The following is a 17,190-nucleotide window of genomic DNA, read 5'->3' on the forward strand; positions in this document are numbered from 1 at the left end:
TGCGGGTGTGTCGAGCCGGGTCGATCGCGTGACCGTCGCGCCGTCCTTTTCGGGCGTCGCGCAATCAGAGGTCGCGCACGGCTTCCAGAAACGCACGGATCTTGGTTGCGTCCTTGATCCCCGGTGCGCTTTCGACCCCCGAGGACACATCGACCAGCGTCGCACCGGTCATCGCCACGGCCTCACGCAGATTGACCGGATCGAGCCCTCCCGAAAGCAACCAGGGCAGCGGATGGCGGAAGCCCTCAAGCAGGCTCCAGTCGAAACGCACGCCCATCCCGCCGGGCAACGCGGCGCCCGGCGGCGTCTTGGCATCATAGAGGATCCGGTCGGCAACGCCGCCATAGGTCGCTGTCTCGGCGAGATCAGCGCGCGTGCGCACCGCGACCGCGCTCCAGATCGGCAGGCCGGTGCGCGCCTTGATCGCGGCGCTGCGCGCCGGCGCGGTCTTGTGGAGCTGCAGCACGTCGAGGTGCCCGGCGGCGATCGCGCGATCGAGCAAGGCGTCATCGGGATCGACGAACACGCCGACGCGCTGGACATGCGCCGGCACGCGGGCGGCGAGTTGTGCCGCGCGATCGCGCGACAGCGTGCGCGGGGAGGGCGCGAAGAAGACGAAGCCGACATGGCTCGCCCCGCCATCGATCGCGGCGTCGAGCGTCTCGGGGGTGGAGAGACCGCAGATTTTCGCGCTTGTCGGCATGGCTGTTCCTTCGAAGCGCGTGCTCAGAGCGTCGCGGCGATCTCGCGCGCCGCGGTGTCGGGATCCTCGGCTTGCGTGATCGGGCGGCCGACCACCAGGATCGACGCGCCGCCGTCGATCGCGGCGCGGGGCGTGACGACGCGCTTCTGGTCGCCGATCACGCCATTGGCGGGGCGGACGCCGGGGACGACGAAGAAGCCCTTGGGCCAGAATTTATGCGCAGCGGCGACTTCCTCGCCCGAGCAGACCACGCCATCGACACCCGAGTCGCGCGCGAGTTCGGTCAGGCGCAGGACCTGCTCGTGCGGATCGCCCATGCAGCCGATCGATTTCAGGTCGGTCCCATCGAGGCTGGTCAGCGTCGTCACCGCAACCACCTTGGTACCTGCCGGCGCGGCAGCCTTGGCATCCTCGAGCATCGCGCGCCCGCCTGCGGCATGGACCGTCAGGATCGCCGGGGCGAGCTCGCGCAGCGCCATGATCGCCTTGGCGACGGTGTTGGGAATGTCGTGCAGCTTGAGGTCGAGGAAGATCGGCAGGCCAAGCTCGGCCATCTCGCGCACGCCGGGGCGGCCATTGGCCATGAAGAATTCGAGCCCGAGCTTGATCCCGCCGACATGGCGACGCACCCGGCCTGCCATCGCGTGAGCCTTGGCAAGATCGGGCGTGTCGAGCGCGACGTAGATGCGGTTGCTCATGCCGGATCGACCGCATGCGTGGCGATCACGACCGGATTGGGGCTGAGCGTCGAGACCGGCACAGGTGCGGCGGTGACGCGCAGATCGTGGAGCGCGCGCTCGGCGGCGGCGAGGCGATTTCGCAGCCGCCAGCGCAGCGTCGAATGCCACAGCAGGGTCGGCACCAATCCCGCGAGGAAGGTGAGCAGCAGCAAAAGTGGCAGATTCACCAGTGCCTCCATCCCGCCCCACAATTTGATCGGCACGCTGGTCCAGTTGCCGAGCGTGAAGACCGCCGCGATGAACGCGAGGAGACACCAGAAGAGGATTTTAAGGAAATGCATGGCGGCAGGGTAATGCCAATGCGGTGGGTTGCCAACCTGCCGTATCGTCCCCGCGTCAGCCGATCTCGCGGCGCAGCGTTTCGAACAGGCCGGGGACCGCGGTCAGCTTCTCGGCTTCCTCGTCGAGGATGGCGAGAAACGCTGCGCGCTTGATCGCGGCGGTGCGTCCGGCCTTCAGCGTCATGCCCGGTTCGAGCGCCGAGAGGACGATGTCGATCATCCGTTCGGCACCGTGCAGCCGGCCCCAGAGATAGTCGTTCTCGCGGTAGGCGCGGCTGAAGAAGGCGCCGAAACTGTTGAACTGGATACCCTTTAAAGTCGCCTCGGCGCCACCGCTGCGGATCCCCGTGGCATCGTCGGGGCAGATCCGATCAACCTTGATCGGGTCGAATTCGTCGAGCCCTTCACCCTGCAGCAGCGGCAGCGTGGCGACGTCGAAATAGGGGAAGCCGAGATAGGTCAGCAGGATCGGTCGCTTGATCTCGCGGCTGAGCCCGGCAAACGCCCCCGCCAGGCGCTCTTCGGTGCGGATATCGAGGGCCTTCAGATCCATCGCTGCGCCGAGCGTATCGAGCAGCGGCCCGGCGTCGCCGCTGAGCGCCTGAACGGCATCGCGCAGCGCCCCGTAGCGATCGGTCCGCTTGCATTCGAGATATGCGGCGAGGCTTTCGTAGATCGCCTCACGGATCGGGGCGAGCTCGGCCTCGGGCTGGTCGCCCTCGAGATCGGTGATGCGGCGCGCTAGCAGGCGCAAGCGGCGCAGGCGGAAGCCCAGGTCGAAGGTGCGCAGGAAGCCGATCGTCGCGCGGCTCGCACCGCCGGCGAAGCTCGATTGCATGTCGTCAAACCCGCGCGCGCTGACCGCCTCGGCGATATGCCCGCGGATGCGGCGCCAGCGCTGCCCGCCGGGCTCGCCGCCGGCATGGTGGAGCAGATCGGTGATCCCCTCGACCACGCCGTTTATCTTGAGATGACCGTAGGCGGCATAGCCATAGCCCGCGCTCTTGGCTGCCGCCGCCTGCGCGCGACGGCGCCAGGTCGCAAGCCGCGCTGCGGTCGGCGAATCGAGGAACAGGGTGTAGCCGAACAGGCCCTCGACCTGCTTTTCGACCTCGGGCCGGATCCCGGCGACGATCGCGCGCATCCGCTCGATCTGGCGCGAGCGCAGCGCGATTTCCTCGAGATTGTCGCGAATCGGTTGTGCCCGCGGCAATTCGGTGACTGCGCCGAGGATCGTCTGAAAGAAACCGGGGACTTCGCTGCGCGTCGCGCCGAACACCAGGGCACCACGCGGATTGGGGTCGATATAGACGAAGCGCCGATCGATCTGGCGGCGCGCCGGGCGCTCGCGCAGCGCTTCGATCGCGGGGCGGAAGGGCGCGTTGTTGAGCACCGAACCGTCGATCAGCACCGCACTCTCGGCTGCGTTGGCGGCGAACTGGCGCGGCAGGATGCGTTTGAGGAAGGCGGCGCGGCCGGGCCAGCTCGACTTGCGGGTTTCGAGCACGCGGTCGAGCTCGCCGACCATGAAGGGCGGGAAGGCTCCTGGGAAACTCGACGTCGCGCGTCCGGCAAAAGCGAGTTCGGCCGGATCGGCGAGCGTCTCGCCGGCGATGCCGTGATCGCTGAACGGTACGATCACGCGGTGTTCGGTTTCCATCACTTCGGGCGGCGAATTGAGCGTCAGCCGCTCGGGATGGCCCCGAAAGTCGGTGACGGTGACGAACAGGTCGAGCGGCTGGCCAGCGGGCAGCAAGCGCGGTGCGCGCGGCGATGCCGCCATCGCGGCGAGCGCATCGAGGATCAGCCCGGTGAACCGCTCACCGCCAAAGGGCGGTTCGAACCAGCGCGAGCGGATGAAGTGCGACAGCTTGGCGCGGACCTCCTCGCGTTCGCCGGGCTCGACGGTATGCTCGATATCATCGCCGTCGCGCCGTCCCGCCATCCAGGCGAGTGGCAGGGCCCAGACCTTGGTGAAGCGATGCGTCGGCGCTTGCTTGGGATCGACCAGCGCCTCGATATCGGCCGAATCGAGCCAGAGTTGGGTCAGGGGTTCGAGGCTCTGCCCAGTGCTGATCGCTTGCCCCAGGAAAATCCCGTTGATCCCGCCCGCGCTCGCGCCGGCGATGATATCGACCAGCACGCGCAAGCGGAGGCCCGTCTCTGCTTCGATTTCCGCGAACAAGGCGAAATAGACCGCCTCGCTGCCGGTCGCGGCGGCGGGGTCGCCGGCGTGGAACGCGCGACTGGCACGGGCGAGGCGCCAGATCTCCTTGGTGATGCCGTGCATGTACACCGCAAGGCTGATCCCGCCGTAGCAGACGAGCGCGAGGCGCAGTTCCTTCTCGCGCATCACTCGGGCTCCAGCACCGCCCAGATCGGCAGATGATCCGAGGCGCGCCGGGCGGTGGCGCTCGCATGGACACCATAGTCGACCACGCGGAAGCCGCGCGTCATGATCCGGTCGAGACGCCCGACCGGTCGGCGCGCGTGGAAGCTCGGGCCGGTCGGGACGCTTGGATAATCGCGCCCGAAATCGTGCAGGCATCCGCCCGCCGGCGTCCATTCGTTGAGGTCGCCCATCAGTACCGTCGGCAGGCGGGCGGGACATGCATCGATATGCGCGAGGATCGCGCGCGCCTGTTTGCGGCGCCACAGACCCGAGAGATCGAGATGCATCCCTAGTACGCGGATCGGCGTGCCCCCCGCGACGACATCGGCGCGGATCGCACCGCGCGGCTCGAGCGCGGGGATATGCAGCGTCGCGCAGCTTTGCACTGCGCTGCCCTTGCGGAGCAGCAGCGCGTTGCCGTGGAACCCCATACTCGCTCGGTCATGGCCGATTGCGACGGGCGCCCAGGGACTGTGCTCGTCCATCAGATGCTGCGGGATGACCCGCGCCTTGGTACCGAAACGGCGATCGGCTTCCTGCAGTGCGATCACGTCGCCATCGATCTCGCGCAGAACGTCGAGGATGCGGCGCGGGTCGCGCTGGCGATCCAGCCCGATGCCCTTGTGAATATTATAGCTGACGACCTTGATCATACGACGACCGTCCGGGCTGCGGGATCGAACGAACGCGGCGGGGAGTGAAGGTGGTCGATCATGGTCCATCTAAAGCCGTTGCCGCATAACGATATCCGCGCGACCTATAGCGCGAAGTGGCGACGGAGCCAGTTGTTCCACGGTCCACCGTGATAGCCGCCACACACGCTATTTGCGCAACCCGCGCAACCTTTTGGCTTTTCTGGGACTATATCCCTTTATATTCGCCTGCTCGTTTCAAGCCACGGCCCGGAAAGAGCGTATATAAGGAAAGATGTTTGTGGATTTGAAGATGTTACGGCTCGTTGGGGACATCGTTATCGCGCAGGTCAGCGCCAATCGTGTCGGCACCGGGGAAGTGCCAGAGTTGATCAAGTCGGTTTACGCATCGATGACGCAGCTTGGCGAAGCGCCGGTCGCAGTGGCGGAAGCACCCACGCCGGCGGTCTCTGTACGTGCGAGCGTTCGCCCCGATTCGATCGCATGCCTGGAATGCGGTGCACGCTTCAAGGCGCTCAAGCGCCATCTGTCGGGGCATGGGCTGACGCCGGAAACCTATCGCGCGAAATGGGCGCTGCCCGATTCCTATCCCATGACCGCCGCCGACTATAGCGTCGTACGATCGGGTATGGCCAAGGCGAGCGGTCTGGGCCGCGTGCAGCGCTAGACGGGGAATCCGAGAGGCCTTGCCGCCGTAGTCCGGCGGCGGCAAAGCAGTGCGATGCGCACCACTTCCTCTACCGCTAGCGTGCGGCTCTATCATCTCGACGAGAGCGATCCCGTCGCGCAGACATTGTTCTACGGCCCCCTGGCCGAGGCGATCCTCGTCGCGCGGCAGCAGCCTGAGGATGTCCAGGCGGGGCTGTGGTTCGCGACCGATAATGACGTCGTACCGTTCCTCGACATTGATGAGGGCTGAGCGGTGACGTCGACGCCACCAGTGGGACACACCATGCCCGACTCCGACACCCCAATCGCCGGCACGGCCGACGGGCTGACCCATGTCGACGCTGCCGGCCGCGCGCACATGGTCGACGTCAGCGAAAAGGCCGATACCGCGCGCGTCGCCACCGCCGAGGGGCGGCTGCTGTGCACCGCCGAGACGCTCGACATCGTCGAGCGCGGCGCAGCGCCCAAGGGCGCGGTGGTGCAGACCGCCGAGCTTGCCGGCGTGATGGGCGCCAAGCAGACCAGCACGCTGATCCCGATGTGCCATCCCTTGCTGCTGACCAGCATCAAGGTGCGGATCGCGGCGGATGCGACATTACCGGGCTTCCGCGTCGAAGCGAGCGTCAAGACCAGGGGGCAGACCGGGGTCGAGATGGAAGCGTTGACCGCGGTCAGCGTCGCGTGCCTGACTTTGTTCGACATGCTCAAAGCCGTCGATCGAACGATGCGAATCGAGGGACTCCAGGTGACGGCGAAGTCGGGTGGCCGCTCGGACGTCTGGCAGGCGGACGCGGCGTGATCTCGTTCGACGCAGCGCTGGCGATCGTCGTCACCGAGGCGCAGCCGCTCGCGGCGGAGACGGTCGCGCTCGACGCGGCGCGGGGGCGGGTTTTGGCCGACCCGTGCATCGCACAGGTCGATGCGCCGCGGAGCGACATCTCGGTGATGGATGGCTATGCGCTGCGTGACGCCGACCTCGCGCTGGCGGCCCCGTTTCGCGTGATCGGTGCGGCCTATCCCGGTACGCCGTTCGACGGCACGGTTCAGGTGGGCGAGTGCGTGCGGATCTTCACCGGGGCGCCGCTTCCCGCGGGTGCGGATCGCGTTATCGTGCAGGAAGACGTCGCGCGCGAGGGCGATGCGATGCGCGTCGTGGGTGCGCTGTCGGGCAAACGCTATATCCGTCCGCATGGTTCGGACTTCCGCATCGGCGAAGTCCTGCTCGAGGCAGGCACCGTGCTTGGCCCGCGTGCGCTGGTGGCCGCGGCGGGGGCCGATGTCGCGACGCTGCCGGTGTGGCGGCGCCCGCGCCTCAGCGTGATCAGCACGGGTGACGAGCTTGCCGAGCCGGGACATGCGCGGGCGCGCGCCGGCAGCATCCCGGAAAGCGCATCGTACGGCGCGGCTGCGCTCGGCGAAGGGTGGGGCGCGCAGATCATCGGGCGCTACCGCCTGCGCGACGACATTGCCGAGCTGACGGCGGGCGCGACCAGGGCGCTCGACGAAGCCGATGTGGTCGTCGTCACCGGCGGCGCGTCGGTTGGCGAGAAGGATTATGCCAAGCAGATCTTCGTGTCGCTCGGGACCGAGATCCTGTTCTCGCGGATCGCGATCATGCCGGGCAAGCCGGTCTGGTTCGGACGGCGTGGTGCGCAGTTCGTGCTCGGGCTGCCGGGCAATCCGAGTTCTGCGATGGTTACCGCGCGGCTGTTCCTGACGACGCTGCTCGCGGGGCTGAGCGGGCGGGCGCCGTCGGCAGCGCTGCGCTGGCGCAGCGAGCGGCTGACCGCGCCGCTCGAAGCGGTGAGCGCGCGCGAGACCTTCGTGCGCGCGCGCTTCGACGGCGACGGGGTGGCGCCGCTCGGCAACCAGGATTCGGGGCTGCAGCGCGCACTGGCCGAGGCCGATGTGCTGATCCGGCGGCTCCCCCTTGCCGCAGCGGCACCCGCTGGCAGCATGGTCTCGGTGATCGACTTCTAGGCAGTGCCGGTCCGGGTTGCTCTCGCGCACGGAGCGCGCCATGCACGTTTTCGGCCGTAGGAGTTTGACGATGCGCCCCCTCTTTCGAGCGATCACCGTGTCCGTCGCGCTGCTTGCCGCGACTCCGGCGTTCGCGCGCGGGCCGCTCGTGCTGGCGGCGGCGAGTCTGCAGGAATCAATGAACGCCGCCGCCGATGCCTGGGCCGCGCGGCATCATGAGCGGCCGGTCATCGCGTTCGGCGGCTCCTCGGCGCTCGCGCGGCAAATCGAGGCGGGTGCGCCCGCCGATCTGTTTGTCTCGGCCGACGAGGATTGGATGAATGCGCTGGCGAAGAAGGGCGCGATCGTGCCCGCGAGCCGCGTGAGCTTCCTCGGCAACCGACTGGTGCTCGTTGCGCCGGCCGCGGGGGCAAAACCGGTAACGATCAAGCGGGGGTTCGCGCTTGCCCAATGGCTCGGCAGCGGGCGGCTCGCGATGGCGGATGGGGCGGTGCCGGCGGGAAAATACGGGCAGCAGGCGTTGACCGCTTTGGGCATCTGGAGTGCCGTTGCGCCGAAGGTTGCGCGCGGCGACAGCGTGCGATCGGCGCTCGCTTTGGTCGAGCGCGGCGCGGCGCCTTACGGCATCGTCTATGCGACCGACGCTTATGTCTCGAAGCGCGTCAGGATCGTCGGCGTCTTCCCTGCGGCGAGCCATCCACCGATCACCTATCCGGTCGCCTTGCTCAAGGCCGCGCCGTCGTCGGCAGCGGGCGAGCAATTCCGGCGCTTCCTGGTGTCGGCGGCGGGCAAGGCGATCTTCCGGCATTACGGTTTCGTGGCGCGCTGAGCGGCTTGATCGATGACGCCTGACCTGTGGACCATCGTCTGGCTGTCGCTCAGGATCAGTCTCGTCGCGGTACTGGTGACGCTGCCGATCGCGTTCGTGCTGGCGATGTTGCTGGCGCGCGTGCGGTTTCCGGGCAAGTTCCTGCTCGACGGGCTGGTCCATCTGCCGCTGGTATTGCCGCCGGTGGTCACGGGCTGGTTGCTGCTGTTGGCTTTCGCGCCCAACGGCCCGCTCGGCGCGCCGCTCGCGGCGATCGGCGTATCGCTGCTGTTCCGCTGGACCGGGGCGGCGGTGGCGGCGGGGATCATGGCGCTGCCGCTGATGGTCCGCGCGATCCGGCTGTCCATCGAAGCGGTCGATCCGCGGCTCGAGGGCGCGGCGCGAACGCTCGGCGCGTCGCGGCTGCGGGTGTGGCGGACGATCACGATCCCGCTCGCGCTGCCGGGGATCGCGGCGGGGGCGGTGCTCGGCTTCGCGCGCTCGCTCGGCGAGTTCGGCGCGACGATTACCTTCGTCTCGAACATCCCGGGCGAGACGCAGACGCTGCCGATCGCGATCTATTCGGCGTTGCAGGTGCCGGGGTCGGACCCGACGGTTGCGCGACTGGCACTGATCTCCGTGCTGCTGTCGCTTGCCGCGCTGCTGCTGTCGGAATGGCTCAGCCGCCGCGGGGGCGTCGACCATGTCTTTTGACGTCGATGTGCGGCATCGCTTTCGGTCCGGCACGATCGCGGCGCTGGCGTTCCAGAGCGGCGCCGGGCTCACGGCTCTGTTCGGCCCGTCGGGGGCTGGCAAGTCGAGCGCGCTCGCCATGATCGCGGGGTTGCTCACGCCCGATGCCGGGCACGTCCGCGTCGCCGGCAGTACGCTGTTCGATGCGGCCATCAACATCCCGGCAGAGCAGCGGCGCTGCGGCTACATTTTCCAGGATGCGCGCCTCTTCCCGCATTACCGCGTGCGCGCGAATTTGCTGTATGGCGCGGGCCGGGCGGCGGGGGCGGGGATGACGCTCGACGAGGTCAGCGCGCTCCTCGGCATCGCGCACCTGCTCGATCGCTGGCCGCGCACGCTCTCGGGCGGCGAGGCGCAGCGTGTCGCAATCGGGCGGGCGCTGCTGTCGGGGCCGGCGTTCCTGCTGATGGACGAACCGCTCGCCTCGCTCGACCGCGCGCGGCGTGGCGAGATCATGGACCTGATCGAACGCGTGCGTGACGAGGTGGGTCTGCCGATCTTGTACGTCAGCCACGACCGCGGCGAGGTCGATCGGCTGGCCACGACGGTCGTTGAGATGGGTGCTGACGGGCAGGTGTAAGCGAATGCCAGCTGTCACCCCCGCTTGTGCCGGGGGGCACCGTGCTGCCGCGTGCTTCGGCCGCAGTAGCAGCGTCGCGGTGGGCCCCGGGACAAGCCCGGGGTGACCGGGGCGGCTCAGCCCACAACGATCTTCACGGGCACGGATTTCGCCGCGGGGACGAAGCTTTCCTCGGCATAATGCTCGACCGGCATCAACACGTTGCATTCGGGATAATACGCGCCGAGGCAGCCACGCGGGATGTCGTACGGGGTTACGATCAGCCCGTCGCGGCGGCGCGCGATGCCGTCGCCGGCATCGCTCTCGAGCGCGACGATCTGACCTTCCGAAAGGCCGGCGGCCGCCATGTCGGTCGCGTGAATGAAGAGCACATCGCGCGTGCCCTTCACGCCGCGGAAGCGATCGTGATAGCCGTAGATCGTCGTGTTGAACTGGTCGTTCGAGCGCAGCGTCATCAGCCTAAAACGACCCTCGGCATCGTCGAAGCCGGTCGCGCACAGCCCGCTCGGCGCGAGAAACTCGGCCTTGCCGCTTTCGGTGAGCCAGATCCGCTCGGCCGCCTTGTTGCCTTTCCAATAGCCGCCCGGCCTGAACAGCTTGTTGTTGAAGTCGGGAAAGACCTTTGGATAGGTTTCTTCGATCGCATCGCGGATCAATGCATAGTCGCCGACCCATGCATCCCAATCGACGCTGGGATTGGGCGGCAGGATCTGCTTGGCGAGCGCGCCGACGATCGCGGGTTCGGACAACAGATGCTCGCTCGCCGGATGCGCCTTGCCGCGCGAGGCATGGATGCAGCTCGTCGAATCCTCGACGGTGACGACCTGCGGACCGCTCGCCTGCACGTCGGTCTCGATCCGGCCGAGACAGGGCAGGAGATAGGTCACCTTGCCGGGGAAGAGATGGTTGCGGTTGAGCTTGGTTGCGATCTTGACCGACAGATCGAGCTTGGTCCAGGCGGCTTCCATCGGCGCCGTCTCGGGCACAGCGCGCAGGAAGTTGCCGCCGAGCGCGACGAACGCCTTGACCGACCCGTCGATCACACCGCGGCATGCCTCGACGGTATTCAGCCCCTTCTCGCGTGGCGCGGCGAAACCGTATTGCTTCTCGAGTTGCTCGACGGGGACGAGCTCGGTCTTTTCGGTGATGCCGACGGTGCGCTGACCCTGTGAAGGAAATCGGATGCCGTGAGGCGTACGATATCCTCCAAAGCAGGAAGCCGCGGGCCACGTGTACTGGCTATGGGGATTTCGAGTTTGGCCCGGCTGTGCGGCGCGTGTGACGGCTGTCGAGGCGCGTATCGGCGGCCGAGATCATGGTCCCGAGGGGCAGTGTCCGGGGTGCATCTTGCCCATGATCGCAGGTTGAAGGTGCCGCTGATGCAGTCGGTGATGTTGCCAGCACGAGCGGCAGCATCGCCGGAACCGCAAGACCTGCGTGGCGGGATGAAGCTGAGCCATGCGGGGTCATGGCGTGGTCGTCCCGGTCGATGCGGTGCTCTGCGGCGGTGCGCGCGGCTGCCGCCAGCGTTCGAAGGTCTCTATGACGACCATGTGCCCGCCGCAGCATGGACATGGCGGTCGAACGTCTTCCGGCCCGGTCGGCGCATCGGTGATGGCCGGCGGTGCAACGCCAAGTAGCTCACGGATCCGCTCGAGCTGCCCCTTGCGGGTGGCACCGGCGAGCAGGCCGTAGTGACGGATGCGGTGGAAGCCTTTTGGCAGGACATGGAGCAGGAAGCGGCGGATGAACTCATCGGCCGCGAGCGTCATGGTCTGCTGGCGGTCGGCTCCGTCTCGGCGGTAATCCTTGTAGCGGAACGTCACGCCGGTCTCGTCGAAGCGCAGCAGCCGGCCGTTCGAGATCGCCACCCGGTGGGTGTAGCGCGACAGATAGGCGAGCACCGCCTCTGGTCCCGCGAACGGTGCTTTGGCGTAGACGACCCAGTTCTTCTTCCGGACCGGCGACAGGTGGCGCAGGAACGCACGCCGGTCGGCGAGATGGCCCATGCTTCCGAAGAAGCCGAGCCGCCCGGTGTCGCGCAGCGCCATCAGTCGGGTGAGGAACAGGCGGCGGAACAGCTTGCCGAGCACGCGCACCGGCAAGAGGAACGCCGGGCGCGACGACACCCAGCGGCTGCCGTCGGGCGACAGCCCGCCGCCCGGCACAATCATGTGGATGTGCGGGTGATGGGTCATCGCCGATCCCCACGTATGAAGGACAGCGGTGATGCCGATGCGTGCGCCAAGATGCTTGGGGTCGGCGGCGATGGTGGTCATCGTCTCGGACGCCGCCTGGAACAGCAGGCCGTATAGCGCGGCCTTGTTCTGGAGGGCGATATCGGCGACCTCGGCCGGCAGCGTGAACACGACATGGAAGTAACCGACCGGGAGCAGGTCGGCCTCACGCTCGGCCAGCCAGGCGCGCGCGGCGGCACCCTGGCACCGCGGGCAGTGTCGGTTGCGGCAGCTGTTATAGGCCACCCGCCAATGCCCGCAGTCGGTGCAGGCTTCGACGTGACCGCCCATGACGGCGGTACGGCAATGTTCGATCGCCGACATGACCTTCAGCTGGTGCAGGCTCAGGTGCCCCGCATGCGCCGTTCGATATGCGGGACCAGCGCCGCGAAAGATGTTGGCGACCTCGAGGGAGGTCCGCACGAGGGCGTCAACCGGGCGGCGTCTTGCCCTCCATGAGCGCCATCAGCCGGTCGAGCGGGCTGGTCACGGCGCGGATCGTGCGCGTTGCGACCTTGGTGTAGAGCGCGGTCGTCTCGAGCTTGCTGTGCCCGAGCAGCACCTGGATCACGCGGATATCGACGTCCTGTTCGAGCAGGTGAGTGGCGAAGCTGTGCCGCAGCGTGTGCGGGCTGACGCGCTTTCGAATCCCCGCCGCCTCGGCCGCCTCGCAGACCGCGCGGTGCAGTTGCCGGGTCGAGATCGGGTCGGTGTAGCTGCGCCCTGGAAAGAGCCAGCCGTGCGGCAGAAGGACACTGCGCCGCTTGCCTTCGCGCCACCACAGCCGCAGCAGCTCGAGCAGCTGCGGCGACAGCATGGCGTTACGATCCTTGCGGCCCTTGCCCTCCTCGATCCGGATCAGCATCCGCTTGCTGTCGATATCGTCGGCCTTGAGGTGCGCGACCTCCGACACGCGCAGGCCAGCGCCATAGGCCACGCCCAGCGCCGCCCGGTACTTGATGCCCGGTGCCGCCTCGAGCAGCCGTCCCACCTCATCGACGCTCAGCACGTCGGGCAGCTTCCTGGGACGACGCGCCAGCACCAGCCGCCGCGACAGGTCGGGTCGCTCGAGCGTCACGTCGAACAGGAAGCGCAGTGCCGATACCGAGCCGTTGATCGTGGACTCTCCGACACCCTGCTCGCGTTGGTGAAGCTGGAAGCGGCGCACATCCTCGGCGGTCGCGGTATCGGGCGAGCGCCCGAGGAAAGCCGCGAAGGCGCGGACGTGGCGGATATAATCATGCTGGGTCCGCGACCGCATCGCGCGCATCGCCATGTCGTCGAGCATCCGCTGACGCAGCGGGGTGACGGGTCGTTCGATCGGTACAATCGCCATGATCAAGTTCCTTTGGTTGAAGGAACTCCATCGTCTGCCGCCGCTGCCGCCGGGCCAAACCTCACCGCAAAGGCGCTACCTCACCACCAACACCAATGCCGCGCAGCGGCTTCGTGCTTTGCACGTTCGAATGGCCGCGGACGGGCGTCGGGCCCGCGCCGGGCTTGCCGATATTGCCGCGCATCAGCAGCAGGTTCACGACCATCCTGACGTTCTCGACGCCCTTGACGTGTTGCGTCAGTCCCATGCCGTAAATCGCGAGCACCGCTTTGGCCTTGGCGTAGAACCGCGCCGACTCCTCGAGCTCGGCCTTGGGCAGACCCGATTCGTGGACGATCGCGTCCCAGTCGGCGGCCCGCACCGACGCGACGAACGCGTCGAAGCCGTGCGTATGCTCGGCGATGAAGGCGGTATCGAGCACCGGCGGCTTGCCCGCGGCGAGTGCGGCATCGTGCCATTCGACGAGGAACTTCGCGATCCCCATCATCGCGGCGAGATCGCCGCCGGCCTTTACCTGGTGATACTGTGTCGAGATATTGGTCTCGCCGAGCGTCGCCATCTCGATCGGGTTCTGCGGATCGGTGAAGCGCTCGAGCCCGCGTTCCTTCAGGGGATTGAAGGTGACGATCTCGACCCCGCGCTTGCGGCAGCTGCGCAGATCATGGAGCATCCGCGGTGCGTTCGACCCGACATTCTGCCCGAAGAACAGGATCATGTCGCACGTCTCGAAATCCTCGAGCCGAGTCGTGCCGACGGGAACGCCGATCGCCGCCTTGAGCCCCACCGAAGTCGATTCGTGGCACATGTTGGAGCTGTCGGGGAGGTTCTGGTTGCCGTACATCCGCGCCATCAGGCCGTACATGTAAGACGCCTCGAGGCTGGTGCGGCCCGACGAGTAGAAGACCACCGACCTGGGATCCATCGGCTTGAGCGTCGCGCCGATCTCGCCGAACGCCTCGTCCCAGCTGCACGCGACATATTTGTCGGTCGCGGCGTCGTAGCGCAGCGGATGCGTCAGCCGGCCGTTCTGTTCGAGGTCGTAATCCTTCCAGACGCGCAATTCGGTCAGCGTGTGCTGCTGGAAGAAATCGGGGGTGGTGCGATAGCTGGTCAGCTCCCAGGCGGTTGCCTTGGCGCCCTCCTCGCAGAATTCGACGGGGTGGAGATGCTTGGGCTTCGGCCAGGCGCAGCTGACGCATTGGAAGCCGTCGGGCTTGTTCTGGCGGACGAGTTCGCGCAGCGCCTCGGGACCGACGCGTTCGCGCGGGAGAATTTCGGCGAGCGAGCGGACCGATCCCCAGCCTCCGGCAGGCCCCTCGAACGGCTCGATTTCAGGGGCGTCCGACTTTTGCTTGACCATGATCGTTCCCGCATGTGCCCCGCGCAGAGAAGCGGGCCTTGCTGCTGAACGATACCCCAACCAATTGGTTCACCCAGAAAACGGGGATGCGTGCAATCCGGCGCGACGCCCTTGCCGTGCGAGATTGCGCATTTGGCGATAGGAATGGATCGGCTAGGGCAGGGCGATGACGGTTGCATCCCACCACCACGCCTTCTTGCAGATCCGCGCCGATGGCACGCACAGCGCGATCACCCGGGCGGTCGCGGTCGAGCGGCCGATCGCGCTCGAATTCAGCGGGATCGGCTATGCCGTGATGATGGCGACGCCGACCGACCTGGCGGATTTCGCGACGGGCTTCGCCTTGAGCGAGCGGTTGATCCCGGGTGTCGATGCGGTGCTCGGGATCGACGTGCATTCGCGCGCCGATGGCGATGTCGTGCGCGTTGCGCTGACGCCCGAGTTCGGGCCGGGTCTGCTCGAGCGGGTGCGGCACCGCGTGTCCGAATCGTCGTGCGGGATGTGCGGGATCGAGAATCTCGAACAGGCGCTACGCCCGTTGCCGCGCGTGCGCGCGGAGAGCCGCGCCGAAAGCGTCGCCTGGTTCCGCGCGTTGAATGGCCTGCGCGCACTCCAGCCGCTCAATCGCGCGACCGGCGCGGTGCATGCCGCGGCCTTATGCTCGGCAGAGGGCGACGTCCTCCTCGTCCGCGAGGATGTCGGGCGGCACAATGCGTTCGACAAACTGATCGGCGCGATGGCGCGTGCGGGGCGCGGCTGGGATGGCGGGTTTGCGTTCCTGTCGTCGCGCTGCTCGTACGAGCTCGTTGAAAAGGCGGCGCTGGCGAATTGCCCGCTGCTCGTGACGATCTCGGCGGCGACCGACCTCGCGTTGCGGCGCGCGGCGTCCTGCGGCCTGCGCGTGGTGATGCTTGCGCGCAGCGATGCGGTGCTTGCTGCGCACGGCGAAACCGACGCCGTATGACGGTGCTTGGTGCGATCCTCGCCGGCGGTCAGGCGACGCGCTTTGGCAGCGACAAGGCGCTGGCGCTGCTCGACGGGCAAACGCTGATCGCGCATGCGGCGACGGCATTGCGGGCGGCGACCGGCGCGGTGATCGTCTGCGGGCGTACGGCGGGGCCAGAGGGGATCGTTGCGGTTCCCGATTGGCCCGCGCCGAACCTCGGACCGCTCGGCGGTTTGTGCGCCGCGCTCCGTCAGGCCGAAGCAGATGGGCACGACGCGGTGCTGTCGATCGGGTGCGATACGCCGTATCTGCCGACCGTGCTCGTCGAACGACTGATGGCGGGCGGCGGAGCCCGGTTTCTGCGGCAAGCGCCGATCATCGGCTATTGGCCCGTCGCGCTCGCCGAGAGCCTGTCGCGGCATCTGTCGCAGGGCGCGGACCGCGCCGTCTATCGCTGGGCGGCGCGTGTCGGCGCGGTCGCGATGGATGCGGGGGGCGACCTGCCCAATATCAATCACGTCGCCGATCTCGCGCGCCTGGCGGATGAGGCCGAATGAGCGGCGCACCACGCCCCGAACGGCCGAGTTTCGATGCGGCGCTTGCGATCATCCGCGAGCGGTCGGCAGCACTCGGGGGCGAGACGGTCGGCCTGCTCGAAGCGCTGGACCGCGTGACAGCAGCGGAGGTGACCGCCGCGAGCGATTACCCGCGCTTCGATGCCGCGGCGATGGACGGCTTCGCGTTCGCTGCGGCCGACACGGTGGACGCAACGCCGAGGCAGCCATCGCGACTGCCGGTCGCGGCATCGGTGCGGGCGGGTATCCATCCTACCGCGCATGCGCCGCGCACGACGTGCCGGATCAGTACCGGCGCTCCGGTCCCGGCTGGGTGCGATTATGTCCTGCCGCACGAGGAAGCACGGATTGAGCACGGCAGTCTGATCCTGGACCACGCGCTAGCCTCGGGGCGGAACGTCCGGCGTTGTGGCGAGGATGCGGCGGCCGGCGCGCGCGTGCTGTCGCCGGGGACATGGGTCACGCCCGAGATCATCGGGGCACTCGCCTGCTATGGGGTTGCGACGGTCGAGGTCGCGCGGAGGCCTTCGATCACGCTGTTGCCGACCGGCGACGAACTGCTGGCGCAGCCCGGCGCGGACACGCCTGCCGCGATTTTCGATGCTAACAGCGTGATGCTCACGGCGTTGCTGCGCGCGCAGGGGATTGAGCCGCTGCGCGCCGCGCCGGTCAGCGACGATTCCGCTCAGCTCGAGCGCGCGATCGCGGCGGCGTCGGACAGTGCCATCGTCGTGACGACGGGCGGCGCGTCGGGCGGGGACCATGACCATCTCGGCCAAGCGCTGGAGCGGCTCGGCGCGCATGTGCATTTCCACGGAGTGCGGATGCGACCGGGCAAGCCCTTGGTGTTTGCGACCTTGCCAAATGGCGCGCTGTTCTTCGGATTGCCGGGCAATCCCGTCGCGGCGTTGCTCGGCGCGCGGTTTTTCGTCGGCGCGGCGCTTCGCGCGATGAGCGGTCTTCCGCCCGAAAACGGGGAAACGCTCGAGATCGACACCGATTGGCGACCGGACACGACACTGTTCCTCAAGGCATCGCGCGATGCTGCTGGAGCGATCCGGATCCTCGCCGATCAGCGATCGCACACGCTGCGCCCGCTGATCGAGGCGAATTGCTGGGTGGTCGCCGACACGACGCCTGACGGGGAGCGCCGCCGGGGCTATCCGTTGACCTGAGC

The 17,190-nt window shown here is 67.8% G+C and carries 19 protein-coding genes; 10 read left to right on the plus strand and 9 right to left on the minus strand.

The genetic code is table 11. From position 1 onward, the window contains the following. Window positions 1-64 precede the first annotated feature (64 nt). The 5 genes from ACVWYO_RS17445 to ACVWYO_RS17465 are packed head-to-tail and all read right to left on the minus strand — an operon-like array spanning window position 65 to window position 4,769. Window positions 65-703 carry a phosphoribosylanthranilate isomerase gene (locus tag ACVWYO_RS17445; RefSeq protein ID WP_457352928.1) on the minus strand — a complete coding sequence of 213 codons (639 nt, stop codon included), beginning with the start codon at window positions 701-703 and terminating at the stop codon, window positions 65-67. Between the two features lie 23 nt (window positions 704-726). Further along, on the minus strand, window positions 727-1,401 hold the full coding sequence (gene pyrF, locus ACVWYO_RS17450) for an orotidine-5'-phosphate decarboxylase (protein ID WP_457352930.1): 675 nt from the start codon (window positions 1,399-1,401) through the stop codon (window positions 727-729). Continuing rightward, a complete protein-coding gene (locus ACVWYO_RS17455; RefSeq protein ID WP_457352932.1) occupies window positions 1,398-1,724 on the minus strand; it encodes a hypothetical protein in 327 nt (108 codons plus the stop codon). Before ACVWYO_RS17455 ends, pyrF begins: the two co-directional genes overlap by 4 nt. Window positions 1,725-1,779: 55 nt before the next feature. After that, window positions 1,780-4,077, minus strand: coding sequence for a patatin-like protein (locus ACVWYO_RS17460; protein ID WP_457352934.1), 2,298 nt, complete (start codon window positions 4,075-4,077; stop codon window positions 1,780-1,782). Beyond that, window positions 4,077-4,769: an endonuclease/exonuclease/phosphatase family protein gene (locus tag ACVWYO_RS17465; protein ID WP_457352936.1), complete on the minus strand. Its 693-nt coding sequence runs from the start codon at window positions 4,767-4,769 to the stop codon at window positions 4,077-4,079. The genes ACVWYO_RS17460 and ACVWYO_RS17465 overlap by 1 nt, the downstream gene beginning before the upstream one ends. Window positions 4,770-5,061: 292 nt before the next feature. Here ACVWYO_RS17465 and ACVWYO_RS17470 point away from each other — a divergent pair, with 292 nt between their 5' ends. The 7 genes from ACVWYO_RS17470 (at window position 5,062) to ACVWYO_RS17500 (ending at window position 9,559) form a co-directional block, all read left to right on the plus strand. Beyond that, window positions 5,062-5,436: a MucR family transcriptional regulator gene (locus tag ACVWYO_RS17470; RefSeq protein ID WP_457352938.1), complete on the plus strand. Its 375-nt coding sequence runs from the start codon at window positions 5,062-5,064 to the stop codon at window positions 5,434-5,436. Window positions 5,437-5,490: 54 nt separating this feature from the next. Further along, window positions 5,491-5,688 carry a hypothetical protein gene (locus ACVWYO_RS17475; RefSeq protein ID WP_457352940.1) on the plus strand — a complete coding sequence of 66 codons (198 nt, stop codon included), beginning with the start codon at window positions 5,491-5,493 and terminating at the stop codon, window positions 5,686-5,688. 33 nt (window positions 5,689-5,721) lie between these two features. Further along, window positions 5,722-6,237 carry a cyclic pyranopterin monophosphate synthase MoaC gene (gene moaC / locus ACVWYO_RS17480; protein WP_457352942.1) on the plus strand — a complete coding sequence of 172 codons (516 nt, stop codon included), beginning with the start codon at window positions 5,722-5,724 and terminating at the stop codon, window positions 6,235-6,237. Continuing rightward, on the plus strand, window positions 6,234-7,418 hold the full coding sequence (locus tag ACVWYO_RS17485; RefSeq protein ID WP_457352944.1) for a molybdopterin molybdotransferase MoeA: 1,185 nt from the start codon (window positions 6,234-6,236) through the stop codon (window positions 7,416-7,418). Before moaC ends, ACVWYO_RS17485 begins: the two co-directional genes overlap by 4 nt. Window positions 7,419-7,488: 70 nt before the next feature. Then, entirely contained in the window at window positions 7,489-8,247 is a 759-nt protein-coding gene (modA, locus tag ACVWYO_RS17490; RefSeq protein ID WP_457352946.1) for a molybdate ABC transporter substrate-binding protein, read from the plus strand. A gap of 12 nt (window positions 8,248-8,259) precedes the next feature. Beyond that, a complete protein-coding gene (gene modB / locus ACVWYO_RS17495) occupies window positions 8,260-8,940 on the plus strand; it encodes a molybdate ABC transporter permease subunit (RefSeq protein ID WP_457352948.1) in 681 nt (226 codons plus the stop codon). Continuing rightward, a complete protein-coding gene (locus ACVWYO_RS17500) occupies window positions 8,930-9,559 on the plus strand; it encodes an ATP-binding cassette domain-containing protein (RefSeq protein ID WP_457352950.1) in 630 nt (209 codons plus the stop codon). The genes modB and ACVWYO_RS17500 overlap by 11 nt, the downstream gene beginning before the upstream one ends. A gap of 116 nt (window positions 9,560-9,675) precedes the next feature. Here the strand turns inward: ACVWYO_RS17500 and ACVWYO_RS17505 are convergent, their stop codons facing one another. The 4 genes from ACVWYO_RS17505 to ACVWYO_RS17520 form a co-directional block, all read right to left on the minus strand. Then, entirely contained in the window at window positions 9,676-10,602 is a 927-nt protein-coding gene (locus ACVWYO_RS17505; RefSeq protein WP_457352952.1) for a molybdopterin dinucleotide binding domain-containing protein, read from the minus strand. Between the two features lie 423 nt (window positions 10,603-11,025). Continuing rightward, window positions 11,026-12,219 (minus strand): IS91 family transposase, encoded by a 1,194-nt coding sequence (locus ACVWYO_RS17510; RefSeq protein WP_457348794.1) that lies wholly within the window; start codon window positions 12,217-12,219, stop codon window positions 11,026-11,028. A 7-nt stretch (window positions 12,220-12,226) separates the two neighbouring features. Next, window positions 12,227-13,132 carry a tyrosine-type recombinase/integrase gene (locus tag ACVWYO_RS17515; protein WP_457348793.1) on the minus strand — a complete coding sequence of 302 codons (906 nt, stop codon included), beginning with the start codon at window positions 13,130-13,132 and terminating at the stop codon, window positions 12,227-12,229. Window positions 13,133-13,193: 61 nt separating this feature from the next. Beyond that, window positions 13,194-14,492 carry a molybdopterin-dependent oxidoreductase gene (locus ACVWYO_RS17520; protein WP_457352954.1) on the minus strand — a complete coding sequence of 433 codons (1,299 nt, stop codon included), beginning with the start codon at window positions 14,490-14,492 and terminating at the stop codon, window positions 13,194-13,196. A 166-nt stretch (window positions 14,493-14,658) separates the two neighbouring features. Between ACVWYO_RS17520 and fdhD the strand changes: the two genes are divergently transcribed. Genes fdhD through ACVWYO_RS17535 form a run of 3 tightly spaced genes read left to right on the plus strand, consistent with a single transcriptional unit; the run spans window position 14,659 to window position 17,188 of the window. After that, window positions 14,659-15,456, plus strand: coding sequence for a formate dehydrogenase accessory sulfurtransferase FdhD (gene fdhD, locus ACVWYO_RS17525; RefSeq protein ID WP_457352956.1), 798 nt, complete (start codon window positions 14,659-14,661; stop codon window positions 15,454-15,456). After that, window positions 15,453-15,995, plus strand: a complete 543-nt coding sequence (locus ACVWYO_RS17530; protein WP_457352958.1) for a molybdenum cofactor guanylyltransferase — start codon at window positions 15,453-15,455, stop codon at window positions 15,993-15,995. Before fdhD ends, ACVWYO_RS17530 begins: the two co-directional genes overlap by 4 nt. After that, complete coding sequence (locus tag ACVWYO_RS17535) at window positions 15,992-17,188, plus strand: molybdopterin molybdotransferase MoeA (RefSeq protein WP_457352960.1); 1,197 nt, start codon at window positions 15,992-15,994, stop codon at window positions 17,186-17,188. Before ACVWYO_RS17530 ends, ACVWYO_RS17535 begins: the two co-directional genes overlap by 4 nt. Window positions 17,189-17,190: the final 2 nt, after the last annotated feature.

It is taken from the genome of Sphingomonas sp. UYP23 (genome assembly GCF_054059235.1).

Bases quoted from the DNA above. Each gene is read 5' to 3' on its own strand.
- ACVWYO_RS17445 (WP_457352928.1), bottom strand. From the start codon at position 703: ATGCCGACAAGCGCGAAAATCTGCGGTCTCTCCACCCCCGAGACGCTC.
- pyrF (WP_457352930.1), bottom strand. From the start codon at position 1,401: ATGAGCAACCGCATCTACGTCGCGCTCGACACGCCCGATCTTGCCAAG.
- ACVWYO_RS17455 (WP_457352932.1), bottom strand. From the start codon at position 1,724: ATGCATTTCCTTAAAATCCTCTTCTGGTGTCTCCTCGCGTTCATCGCG.
- ACVWYO_RS17460 (WP_457352934.1), bottom strand. From the start codon at position 4,077: ATGCGCGAGAAGGAACTGCGCCTCGCGCTCGTCTGCTACGGCGGGATC.
- ACVWYO_RS17465 (WP_457352936.1), bottom strand. From the start codon at position 4,769: ATGATCAAGGTCGTCAGCTATAATATTCACAAGGGCATCGGGCTGGAT.
- ACVWYO_RS17470 (WP_457352938.1), top strand. From the start codon at position 5,062: ATGTTACGGCTCGTTGGGGACATCGTTATCGCGCAGGTCAGCGCCAAT.
- ACVWYO_RS17475 (WP_457352940.1), top strand. From the start codon at position 5,491: ATGCGCACCACTTCCTCTACCGCTAGCGTGCGGCTCTATCATCTCGAC.
- moaC (WP_457352942.1), top strand. From the start codon at position 5,722: ATGCCCGACTCCGACACCCCAATCGCCGGCACGGCCGACGGGCTGACC.
- modA (WP_457352946.1), top strand. From the start codon at position 7,489: ATGCGCCCCCTCTTTCGAGCGATCACCGTGTCCGTCGCGCTGCTTGCC.
- modB (WP_457352948.1), top strand. From the start codon at position 8,260: ATGACGCCTGACCTGTGGACCATCGTCTGGCTGTCGCTCAGGATCAGT.
- ACVWYO_RS17500 (WP_457352950.1), top strand. From the start codon at position 8,930: ATGTCTTTTGACGTCGATGTGCGGCATCGCTTTCGGTCCGGCACGATC.
- ACVWYO_RS17515 (WP_457348793.1), bottom strand. From the start codon at position 13,132: ATGGCGATTGTACCGATCGAACGACCCGTCACCCCGCTGCGTCAGCGG.
- ACVWYO_RS17520 (WP_457352954.1), bottom strand. From the start codon at position 14,492: ATGGTCAAGCAAAAGTCGGACGCCCCTGAAATCGAGCCGTTCGAGGGG.
- fdhD (WP_457352956.1), top strand. From the start codon at position 14,659: ATGACGGTTGCATCCCACCACCACGCCTTCTTGCAGATCCGCGCCGAT.
- ACVWYO_RS17530 (WP_457352958.1), top strand. From the start codon at position 15,453: ATGACGGTGCTTGGTGCGATCCTCGCCGGCGGTCAGGCGACGCGCTTT.
- ACVWYO_RS17535 (WP_457352960.1), top strand. From the start codon at position 15,992: ATGAGCGGCGCACCACGCCCCGAACGGCCGAGTTTCGATGCGGCGCTT.